Annotated in this window: 12 protein-coding genes; 3 read left to right on the top strand and 9 right to left on the bottom strand. The window is 36.3% G+C overall.

Annotated features, from left to right (window positions below):
* Window positions 1-398: 398 nt before the first annotated feature.
* Window positions 399-1,271, bottom strand: a complete 873-nt coding sequence (locus GHD00_RS20400; protein ID WP_163540028.1) for a nucleotidyltransferase-like protein — start codon at window positions 1,269-1,271, stop codon at window positions 399-401.
* Between the two features lie 215 nt (window positions 1,272-1,486).
* On the opposite strand from GHD00_RS20400, the gene GHD00_RS20395 reads away from it, so the two are divergent.
* The gene (locus GHD00_RS20395; protein ID WP_163540027.1) at window positions 1,487-1,846 is read left to right on the top strand and encodes a YgzB family protein; all 360 of its coding nucleotides are present in this window, start codon (window positions 1,487-1,489) and stop codon (window positions 1,844-1,846) included.
* Window positions 1,847-1,884: 38 nt separating this feature from the next.
* On the opposite strand, the gene perR is transcribed toward GHD00_RS20395, so the two are convergent.
* From perR to GHD00_RS20375, 4 genes are all read right to left on the bottom strand, one after another.
* A complete protein-coding gene (gene perR, locus GHD00_RS20390; protein WP_163540026.1) occupies window positions 1,885-2,334 on the bottom strand; it encodes a peroxide-responsive transcriptional repressor PerR in 450 nt (149 codons plus the stop codon).
* A 235-nt stretch (window positions 2,335-2,569) separates the two neighbouring features.
* Window positions 2,570-3,136: a cob(I)yrinic acid a,c-diamide adenosyltransferase gene (locus GHD00_RS20385; protein WP_163540025.1), complete on the bottom strand. Its 567-nt coding sequence runs from the start codon at window positions 3,134-3,136 to the stop codon at window positions 2,570-2,572.
* A 217-nt stretch (window positions 3,137-3,353) separates the two neighbouring features.
* Window positions 3,354-3,824 carry a thioredoxin-dependent thiol peroxidase gene (gene bcp, locus GHD00_RS20380; protein WP_163540024.1) on the bottom strand — a complete coding sequence of 157 codons (471 nt, stop codon included), beginning with the start codon at window positions 3,822-3,824 and terminating at the stop codon, window positions 3,354-3,356.
* A 62-nt stretch (window positions 3,825-3,886) separates the two neighbouring features.
* Complete coding sequence (locus tag GHD00_RS20375; protein WP_163540023.1) at window positions 3,887-4,315, bottom strand: potassium channel family protein; 429 nt, start codon at window positions 4,313-4,315, stop codon at window positions 3,887-3,889.
* 150 nt (window positions 4,316-4,465) lie between these two features.
* Here GHD00_RS20375 and GHD00_RS20370 point away from each other — a divergent pair, with 150 nt between their 5' ends.
* Entirely contained in the window at window positions 4,466-5,752 is a 1,287-nt protein-coding gene (locus GHD00_RS20370; protein ID WP_163540022.1) for a glutamate-1-semialdehyde 2,1-aminomutase, read from the top strand.
* Between the two features lie 127 nt (window positions 5,753-5,879).
* On the opposite strand, the gene GHD00_RS20365 is transcribed toward GHD00_RS20370, so the two are convergent.
* A complete protein-coding gene (locus tag GHD00_RS20365) occupies window positions 5,880-6,236 on the bottom strand; it encodes a DUF2512 family protein (protein WP_163540021.1) in 357 nt (118 codons plus the stop codon).
* Window positions 6,237-6,283: 47 nt separating this feature from the next.
* Entirely contained in the window at window positions 6,284-7,492 is a 1,209-nt protein-coding gene (gene bcbE, locus GHD00_RS20360; protein WP_163540020.1) for a bacillibactin exporter BcbE, read from the bottom strand.
* A gap of 157 nt (window positions 7,493-7,649) precedes the next feature.
* Between bcbE and GHD00_RS20355 the strand changes: the two genes are divergently transcribed.
* Window positions 7,650-8,735 (top strand): FUSC family protein, encoded by a 1,086-nt coding sequence (locus GHD00_RS20355; RefSeq protein WP_163540019.1) that lies wholly within the window; start codon window positions 7,650-7,652, stop codon window positions 8,733-8,735.
* 23 nt (window positions 8,736-8,758) lie between these two features.
* On the opposite strand, the gene GHD00_RS20350 is transcribed toward GHD00_RS20355, so the two are convergent.
* Both GHD00_RS20350 and ntdP read right to left on the bottom strand, forming a co-directional pair.
* The gene (locus tag GHD00_RS20350) at window positions 8,759-10,510 is read right to left on the bottom strand and encodes an ABC transporter ATP-binding protein (protein WP_163540018.1); all 1,752 of its coding nucleotides are present in this window, start codon (window positions 10,508-10,510) and stop codon (window positions 8,759-8,761) included.
* A gap of 28 nt (window positions 10,511-10,538) precedes the next feature.
* The gene (gene ntdP, locus GHD00_RS20345; RefSeq protein WP_163540017.1) at window positions 10,539-11,069 is read right to left on the bottom strand and encodes a nucleoside tri-diphosphate phosphatase; all 531 of its coding nucleotides are present in this window, start codon (window positions 11,067-11,069) and stop codon (window positions 10,539-10,541) included.
* Between the last annotated feature and the right edge of the window lie 209 nt (window positions 11,070-11,278).

Here is an 11,278-nt window from a genome sequence, read left to right as displayed (position 1 = left end):
GATCAATTTTTGTTAGCGACAATTATTAATAATAACAAAATAGATTAATAATGTCAATAACTTTTTTTAATTTGTCTTGCTGTTTCGTTCGCCTCTTTTAAAGCGACAAAAAATATAATAACACACTCAAAATCAGTAAGTCAACAACTTTCAAAAACTTTTTTGTTGGTTGTTGATGAAGTTTGTTGTGTTTTCGTTCTGTCGTTTCGGCGACGTGTAATAATATAGCACGCACCTTCATCATGTGTCAACAGGTTTTTAAAATTTAACTTTCAAACTCTTTCTCTCTGACAAAAGCAGTATATGCACCTATCCATGAAATGTTCCACTTACTTTCCTTCCTTTTCATAACAATAAAAAAGTAGCAGAAACACTCACATGCCCCCACTACTGTCCCTTTAGTCAGTCTTTACTTTATATTTGCGATGCTTTATCTTCTCACTTTTTGTATCTTCTAAAACCACTTCTACTTTATCTTTTGATACCAGATATTCTAACATGCTAACTAAATCATACTTATATGGATCTGTTTCAGGATGTACCTTTAACTCGCCAAAACCCCATGGAGCTTCTTGCGTATTCATTACTTCTATTAAATGCTCTGCACATATATCGAGGCGCTTATTTACCGACAACTCAATTGCCATTAGCATTAATTCCACCCGTTTTTTTGCTTCTTCCTTACTACGAACTAATTCCTCGTATAATTTATAAACTTCTGGATCGATTCGTTTTACCTGACTCCAAACTAAAACCTCTGGATGGTACCCTTTCTGAATAATCGCTATGCGACCTAGATAATGTAAGGTACGGAGTAATCTGCTGTACGCATCTAAATAATTACTGGAATCATATAAATGTTTTGCTTCCGAATAACTCCTTGTCAACTTCGAAAACTCAATCGACAATCGTAATTTTCTCTTCTCAAAAGGAAATACTCGTAGTGTCTCTTTTAAATTTGCTAAATACTCATTTCGATCGTAAATAATTCTTCCCTCAATGATCCATTCTACTGCACGTCGAAATGTACTGGTATCCATCCATTCATTTAGTAATTCTTGATCTATTACATGTAATGCCGCAGATTTTTCACCGAATTCATAATGCTTGACGACCCATTTTTCATCAGCAGATCGGACAACCACCAATAATATAGAATCAAAATTATCTGTCTCTGGACTAATTCTACAGTTTTTTTCCATAATTAAAATACCTAGTGTATTTCGATTACTCGCTCTTTCCTGATATATTGGACGGAGTATATCCTCCAATTAAATCTCCCCCTTTTTCCATAACACTATAATAAATAGTTCGATACAAATAATACAATCCCTTTATTTCAAGATAAAAAATAACGAGGCCTATCTCTAAACTGAAACATACCCTCTTCTAGAAACATTAAACAACATTTTTCTACATTGGTCGAGCAATAGCTTTTATGCTATACTACAATCAACATAATGTAAATTATCTTGGAGGAAAAAGAATGGCTGATATCACATATAAAAGTAAAATCAATAAAATCCGAACCTTTGCTTTAAGCCTTATATTTATTGGCTTCGGTATTATGTATGTCGGATTATTATTCAAAAAAATAGAATGGCTCATGTTAATTTTTATCATCTTAGGTATGATCGCCATTGTGTTTAGTACAGTCGTCTATTTCTGGATTGGCATGCTTTCCACAAGAGCTGTTCCTATCATTTGTCCAAGCTGTGAAAAGCCAACTAAAATGTTAGGCCGAGTAGATGCATGTATGCACTGTAAACAAACATTAACATTAGACAAAAGTTTAGAAGGTAAAGAGTTTGACGAAAGTTATAACTCCAAAAAACAAAATAAATAAAAAAAAGCACACGGACTAATTCGTGTGCTTTGTTTATACTATACAATTTGATTTTTTTCTTTTTTACATTCTTGACAAACACCATACACTTCCATTCGGTGATGGCTTACATCAAACCCTGTAATTTGCTCTGCCAATGATTCCACTTCATCAAGGCTTGGATAGTGGAAATCCACAATTTTACCACAGCCTTCGCATATAATATGGTAATGCTTAGACGTATTACAATCAAAACGACTAGAAGAATCACCGTAAGTCAACTCGCGAACAAGTCCGATTTCACGAAAAACACGTAAATTATTATATACTGTGGCAACACTCATATTTGGAAACTTACCTTCAAGAGCTTTATAAATCTCATCAGCAGTAGGGTGTGTATCTGAATTCATTAAAAATTCCAACACCGCATGACGCTGTGGTGTAATACGAACTCCAGATGACTTTAATTTATCTACTGCCTCTTGTAACATATGTTCTGACACCGCCATGCACCTCACTTTCCCTACAAAATTAAAGTTTAATACTCATTTATAAAAAACAGTATTAATACAATTATTACTTTATAATTCTTATAATTAGTGTACCCTTTATTTATACGTTCTGTCAAACATCGTTTCACTCAAACCATTACTTTAAAGGGAAAAAGTTATACTTTATTATATGAAAAGTGCTCGTTTTCATGAACGCTAGTGCCTCATTTCCAAAATTTTTCGTCATAAAAGCCTACATATCTGCCTCAAGCAAAGCTTCGTCAGCCCCCGCTTGTTGGTTCACTAATCGTGCCGCAACAAACAAAAAATCGGATAATCGATTTAAATAAATGAGCACTTTATCGGAATGCACCTTCTTTTCTTTTTGCAAGGAAACGACTAACCTTTCTGCACGCCTTACCACTGTTCTAGCATGATGTAACGTCGTAGAAGCAATATGTCCAGAGGGCAGGATAAATTGAGTTAAGGCTGGCAACTGCTTATCCCATGCATCTATTCGTTTTTCTAATTCCTCAGTATGTTTATCTTTCAGCTTCCAGCTTACCTCTTTGCCAAGCGGTGTCGCTAACTCTGAACCAACATGAAAGAGGATGGTTTGCACTTTTCGCAAGCTCTGAATCATTTCTTTTTTTCCATTCCAATCATTCATTTGTTGAATATGACTTATCGCAACTCCAACGATTGCATTAAGCTCATCACATGTCCCATAAGCCTCTACCCGCGAATCATTTTTCGGCACACGTTCTCCATAAACCAATGATGTCTCGCCTTTATCACCAGATCGTGTATAAATCCGCAAGTTTAAGCACCTCCCCATTATTCGAGTCACTTTTTTCATTTTATCGGTCAGTATTTTTATTTATCGGTCACTTTCAACCACTTATCGGTCAGTATTTTTATTTATCGGTCACTTTCAACCACTTATCGGTCAGTTTTCCACATTTACCGGTCACTATTATATTTATTGTATCAAAAAATAAGGCGCAAGCTCCGTACCAGCTTGCACCTTTCTACCTCTAGTTTAACTCTTCACGAATATAATTCAATGCTTCTTCTACATGCCCTTCTACTTTAACATTGCGGAATTCTTTACGAAGAACTCCTTCTTTATCAATGATAAACGTAGAACGAACAATACCCATATATTCCTTGTCAGCCTTTTTCTTCAGCTGCCATACACCAAATTGTTCCGCTACCTCTTTCTCTTGATCCACTAATAAATCAAATGGCAAGTCATGCTTGTCAATAAAATTCTTATGGCTTTCTTCAGAGTCAGGGCTTACCCCTAAAATCACGGCATCTAAATCTTGGAAGCTTTCATGATTATCGCGGAAATCGCATGCTTCTGTTGTACAACCAGGTGTATCGTCTTTTGGATAAAAGTATAATACAATATTTTTTCCTTCAAAGTCAGATAACCTTATTTGTTCCCCTTTATTATTCACTAATTGGAAATCAGCTACTTTTTGACCTACATCTACTGACATTGATATCCCTCCATCGATTTTTATCCTATTCATAGCGTACTGGAAAATAAGTGAACTCTCAACTAATTCACCCTATTGTCTTGAATTCTTTCCCCATCTTTCACCTGCCATATTTTCAAGAAAAAAGCGGGCGGCAAAATGTATCCAATCAGCGATTCTAATAATGCCAACAATCTTCCCCATCCAACTGGTGTAATATCGCCATAGCCTACTGTCATTAAGGTGACTCCGCTAAAATAAAAGGAATGAGCCAATGTTTCGAATGCAGGCATGGCACTTAATTTGCCTTCTTCTAATAATAGTACTCCTTGAAACGATAAAACAAAATAGAGACAAGCAAAGGAGGTGAGCACAGTAAAGTAAACCGCTAATAATGTATAAAAAATTTCATAGGAAAAATAGCTTCTTTGATGGGCTTTCCCAAAAATAAAGGCATATAAACTGCCACACAATAAAAAGACAGTTAAAATAATCGAAATAACAGCTATCATCGGCACACCCCGCACTAGATATGTTAAGCTTTCCTATCATTAGTTTACGATAAATATATTGGCGTGATGACACATGTTCCCAGATATTTTCCCCTCCACTATAGAAAATGCTATAATGAAACAGGCATTTTCTATAGTGGAGGTTTTCTTATGCAAATAGATCAATCAAAAGTTTTACATAAAGAAGCACAAGAACATATCGTAGGAGGAGTCAATTCCCCATCCCGTGCTTACAAAGGGGTTGGCGGAGGAACTCCTATTTATATGGAAAAAGCAAAAGGTGCACACTTTTGGGACGTAGATGGTAACAAGTACATCGATTATTTAGGTGCTTATGGACCAATCATTACAGGGCATGCTCATCCGCACATTACGAAGGCCATTCAGGAAGCAGCGGAAGACGGTGTACTTTACGGCACCCCAACAAAGCTGGAAAATATTTTTGCCCAAAAATTAAAAGAAGCAATCCCTTCAATGGATAAGGTACGCTTTGTGAACTCTGGGACAGAAGCTGTCATGACTACGATCCGTGTCGCAAGAGCTTATACCAATAGAGAGAAGATCATTAAATTTGCTGGCTGCTATCACGGCCATTTTGATGCTGTATTGGTACAAGCAGGATCAGGCCCTTCGACTTTAGGCAACCCTGATTCAGCAGGGGTCACCCAATCAACAGCAAAAGAAGTAATTACCGTTCCTTTTAATGATTTAGATGCATTTCAGGAGGCACTCGATCATTGGGGCGATCAAGTAGCCGCTGTGTTAGTGGAACCAATCGTCGGCAATTTTGGGATTGTAGAGCCAAAGCCAGGCTTTTTAGAAGAAGTTAATCGTCTTACACATGAAACTGGGGGACTTGTCATTTATGATGAAGTCATTACAGGTTTTCGATTTACTTACGGCTCTGCACAACAAATAGTCGGTGTTGAACCGGACATGACTGCTCTTGGGAAAATTATTGGCGGCGGCTTACCAATTGGTGCTTATGGCGGCAAAAAAGAAATTATGGAACAAGTTGCACCATTAGGACCAGCATATCAAGCAGGTACCATGGCTGGTAACCCTGCATCTATGTCAGCGGGTATTGCTTGTTTAGAGGTTCTTGAAGAAAATGGTGTTTATGATGAGTTAGACCGACTTGGAGCAAAGCTGGAAAATGGAATGCTTGACGCTGCTGCGAGACGTGGAATCGATATACAAGTAAATCGACTAAAGGGCGCACTAACCATTTATTTCACAGCTGATGAAGTGAAAAATTATGCAGACGCTGAAGCAACAGACGGCGAAAAATTCGGTCAATTTTTCCACCTGATGTTAAAACAAGGGATAAATCTTGCACCATCGAAATATGAAGCATGGTTTTTAACAACTGCTCATACCGATGAAGACATTGATCAAACGATTCACTGTATCGACCATGCTTTTTCTCAAATGTAAAAAGGTACTTCTTCCTGTCAATTTGGTTAATTGTTACAAAGGCAAACGAGAAGTCCATTAATCAGCTTAAATAAAAAGAACCCTCCTGTATTATACAAGAGGGTTTTCTATATACTTCCAAAACAGTCTAAGTTGCTGCTTTTTTGACGTTGTTGGATTGGATTAAAAAACGGTGTAAAATATATTCACATATACCTAAAATAATCGAAAGGGTCAGAGCTCCGATAAATGATACGGATGCAAATGCAAACAAATTAGAAACAATATAAATAACAGCAAGTGAGGTAATAAAATCTAAGGCAACACTTATCCATAAGGTTTCCTTATTTAGTATCAAATACTCCATCGCTAAGCCTGTACCAATTAACAATAACGAAATAATAATTGGCTGCCAAACAGCCGTATAATTTACTTGATTAGAGGCATACATTGCAATAAATAAAACCAGCGGCACTGTAATTAATTTAACAACAAAACTTATCAATTCTCTCACCTCCCCCCCTTTTTATAGGATGTAACACTTTTCTATATCTATGCAGATTGGTCTTCGGCACTTGGCTTTATCGCAAAAAACGTAAGCAATGCGGCTATGACACTGAAACCAGCTAATGAATAATAAAGCATCCCATTAAAACGATCCATTAAAATAGCAATAACCGGCGGACCTGCAGCTACCCCTAAAAAGCGCATACTGCTATATAAAGACGTAATTGTTCCTCTAACATCCTTTTTCACACCTTCAGTAATCAAAGCATCTAAACATGGTAAAGAAACACCGATTCCGATTCCAGCAACAGATAACAGGGTAGTGATGAAAATTAAAGATTGATCACTGTTAACGAAAAGGAGTGATCCAGCTGCTAATAAATTTCCAGCTAATATGGTCCATTTCATTACCACTTTACTTTTCCCAATTTTCTTTCCTGCCGTATATGAAGCGATACATAAAAATAATAATGGAACTGCCAAAATGAATCCTTTATTGACACCTTCTACTTGATACTGCTTTTCCAATAAAGTGGACAAATGGAATAGAAAACCAAACAAAACAAACATATTGATACAGCCAATAAAAAATGTATTCAATAACCAACGTCCATTGTCATGAAAAACCTGTTTTAATTTCTTCATAACCTCAGTAAATTGTGGCTTTTCCTCTTCTTCATCTTGCTTTGGTGTTTTTACCAGAAACCATACAAGGATAATCGCAATAGCAGAAAAAAACGGAATTGAAATAAACGGTAAATACCACAACCAAATAGCAAGTAAAGCACCAATGATTGGGCTCAAAACTTTACCAAACGTATTAGATGTTTCAATAAGTCCTAGTCCTGCACTAACCTTTTCTTCATCTTTAAACATGTCCCCTACTGTAGGTATGACAACTGGAAAAGCACCTGATGCTCCAATCCCTTGTAAAAAACGTCCAATCAAGATCAACATATAAGGGTTATCTAAACTCCAGGCTGCAAAAGCAGATAAGACACCTCCCCCCCCTGCAATAATCAGACTTGGAATGATGACCTTTTTCCTTCCGATTTTATCGGACAGAATGCCAGCAAAAGGGATTAATATTATAGCCACAACAGAGTAGACCGTAATAATTAAGCTTGACTGAAAAGCGGAGATATTAATTTCTTTTTCTATAATCGGAAGTACTGGTATTAACATCGAATTTCCTAGCGTCATTACTAATGGAATAGATGCTAATGCAAGTAAATCAAGTTTTTTATTTTCCATAGCGGCTATCCTTTCCGTCATAATCAGTATGTATGCTTATCTAGCATACAACAGACACTTATCATTATGATCTATTCTGCCGTCATTTATTCCTTGATTCACTGGGAAACAATTACCTGTTATAATGATGATGACACAAGGAGAAGGGTGGGTTGTTATGAAGCTAGGGGCAAGAATGTTAAAAACAGGGGTCGCTGTTGCTGCAGCTCTTTATTTTGCCAGTTTAATTGGACTTGAATCCGTTACATACGCAGGAATTGCAGCAGCATTTGCGATTCAACCTAATATTTACCGATCATTTCAAACCATGCTTGAACAAATATATGCCAATATTTTTGGTGTAGGTATCGCTGCTATTATTGTCTTTTCCATAGGAAATGATCCAATTATTATTGGGGTAACAGTTATTATCGTGATAGGTATTTGTATGTATATGAAAATGAATGAGAACACAATTGCACTGGCGATTATCGCCGTACTTGCTGTGATGGAAACTACTGACATGCTGCTGATGCATTTTGCTGGTATTCGTTTTGCATCCCTCACACTCGGGGTAGTATGTGCCTTTGTTGTCAATATGTTGTTCTTACCGCCCAAGTATGATATACGCTTATTTAAGCAAATCGATCAAATGACTTCAGATATTTTGCAATGGCTGCGTATCTCCACCCGTCATTTATCTGACGATCCAGCCCTTAAAACCGAAATTGAACGAATTCAATCCGAGCTTCGGTACATAGATCATATTTACATGCTCTATAGCGAGGAAAGAATTTACCGAAAAAAATTACGTTTTGCGAAAATGAGAAAATTAATCATTTTTAGACAGATGATTAATACTTCTAAAAAATCACTGGAAACGTTAAAAGCAATCCATCAATATGATGATAAAATTGATACGATCCCTAGAGACTTCCAAAAAGTATTAGTCGATGAGTTAGATAAAATTATTTATTCCCATGAAAGACTCTTACTTAGTGCGATGGGGCGAATTAAAAAGAATCCGACCAAATCGATTGAGGTTATCACCAATCCCAATATTCCTCATCTTGTTGAAACGTTAATGAAAGTATACGAAGATGATGAAAAGGATCACTTAGCCTTATTACCACTCGCTTCGAGACTTTTAGAATACCATAAACAAATACTACATCTTCAAAAAATATTGAATAGTTATCAACAATTTCATGAATATGAAGATTTTAATTTCAAGCAGAAAAAAAGGAGAATCCCACTTCCATAATGGGATTCTCCTTTTCTTTATTCCTATTCTTGATCCAACTCTTGAACCTGATATAAATTATAATAATGACCTTTTTGTCTCATTAACTCTTGATGTGTTCCTTCTTCAACGACTTCTCCGTTTTCAATTAATACGATGCGATCAGCATGGGTTATTGTTGATAGGCGGTGTGCCACAATAAAGGTGGTTCGATCGGAAGCTAGTTTTTCTAAAGCATCTTGAATTAAACTTTCGCTCTCTAAATCTAATGCAGACGTCGCTTCATCCAAGATAAGCAATGGCGGGTTTTTCAAGAAAACTCGAGCAATTGCGATTCGTTGTTTTTGTCCACCTGATAGCTTTACTCCGCGCTCCCCAACTAATGTGTCATATCCATTTGATAATTCCATAATAAAGCGATGGGCATTCGCTGCTTTTGCTGCTGCCACTACTTCTTCATCTGTCGCATCTGGGTTTCCCATCCTAATGTTCATTTCAATCGATTCACTAAATAAAATATTATCTTGTAACACCATTCCTATTTTATCTCGTAATGACCTTGCCTCCACATCACGGATATCATTTCCATCTACTAATATACGACCGCTCGTTACATCGTAAAAACGCGGGATTAAACTGATAATCGTTGACTTACCACCCCCGCTCATACCGACAAGGGCGATGGTTTCTCCATGATTCACATGGAGATTAATATCTTTTAACACCTTTTCTTCCTCTTCTTCATATCGGAAAGTTACATGTTCAAAATCGACCGTTCCATCAACTTGATCTAATTTTTTAGCATTCTTTTTGTCTTTGATATCATAATCTTCATCCATAAAATCAAAAACACGATCCATCGAAGCAATCGACTGGACTAAAACAGTAGAAGAACTAATTAATCGGCGTAATGGACTGTATACTCGATCCATATAACCAACAAAAGCAGCTATCGTACCAACGGTTAAATCAGTTGTTATAGCAAAATAACCCGCAAAACCTATGACAAGTAATGGTGCTAGATCGGTAATAGTATTCATAACTGCAAATGTTTTCGCATTCCAGGAAGTATGCTCGATCGCCCGTTCTAAAAAGTTTTTATTTTGTTTATCAAACTGTTTTTCTTCATAATCTTCTAAAGCAAAACTTCTTGTAACCGGAATTCCTTGCACCCGCTCATGCAAATGCCCCTGCACTTGAGCTAGCGCCTGTGATCTATTTCTCGTTAATGAACGAAGTTTCCCATAAAAAATCTTAACAGATATACCGTACAATGGGAATAAAGAAACAGCAACAATGGTTAGCCATACATCCATATAAAGCATAATAACAATTGCGATTAAAATAGTGACCATATCTAACCAAATATTCATAAGTCCCGTCATGACAAAGTTTTTCGTCTGTTCCACATCATGGACTACTCTAGAAATGATTTCTCCTGTTTTGGTACGTGAATAAAACTGCAAACTTAATTTTTGAATATGATCAAATAATTGCTCACGAATATCATATAAAATTTTGTTTCCTGTCCATTGCGCTAAATATTGACGATAATATTCTATCGGTGGTCGTAACACGATAAATAACAAACCAGAAATCCCCATCAGCCAATATAACTCAGTTAACTTCTCACTCGATGTTAAATCTTCTGCCCCAATAATATCATCAATCACATATTTCACGATAAGAGGCATAATTAAAGGGATCCCAAATTTGACGATCCCGATCACAATCGTAAGTAGTATTTTCCATTTATATGGAAATACAAATTGCAAATATCTCTTTATACTATTCAAGCAATGCTCACCTCTTTTTTCTTCTGCATTATGAGCGATACGTCAAAAAGAATTCATACCACTCATCGACAAACTGTGGTGAAAATGGCCCCTTTCTCTGTCTAATCCAATGTAACAAATAATTGACATTTTTCCGCAATATTTTATCTAACACTTTCGGGTAATTCATTTCTTCCTTGTGTAATTCATATTCATCTTCGTCCAAAAGAGAAAAAGTCATATCTGGAAATACTTTAACATCTAAGTCATAATCGATATATTTAATTGCTTGATCTTCAAAGACAAATGGTGAACTAATATTGCAATAATAATGGATCCCATCGTCTCGGAGCATTCCGATTATATTAAACCAATATTTCGCATGAAAAAAGCAGATGGCTGGTTCTCTTGTAATCCATGTTCTGCCATCACTTTCTGTTACAAGGGTTTTGTCATTAGCACCAATTACTTTATTGGTTGTCCCTTTTAATACTGTTGTTGTATCCCAGACACGATGGAGTTGACCATTATGTTTATAACTTTGAATTTGAATTCTGGAACCTGGTTCAAGGCCATCCATTCGTATCTTCCTTTCTTAAAGTTTGGTAGTACTATTTATTATAACGATAATGAATCGTAAATGAAAATAATACAAATTATTTAAAGTATAAAGAAAACTCGTCGATTGACGAGCCTTTGGCGAAGTCAGAGACGTAGTTGCCCTTATCTATATTCCTAAAATTGTCCACTACTTCGAGATTGCTTCTTTGCTGACAATTTATATTTTCC

The organism is Gracilibacillus sp. YIM 98692 (assembly GCF_010993965.1).
GTDB lineage: Bacteria > Bacillota > Bacilli > Bacillales > Amphibacillaceae > Gracilibacillus.
Note: the sequence above shows the minus strand (reverse complement) of the source record. Positions and strands in the feature narration are given on the sequence as shown.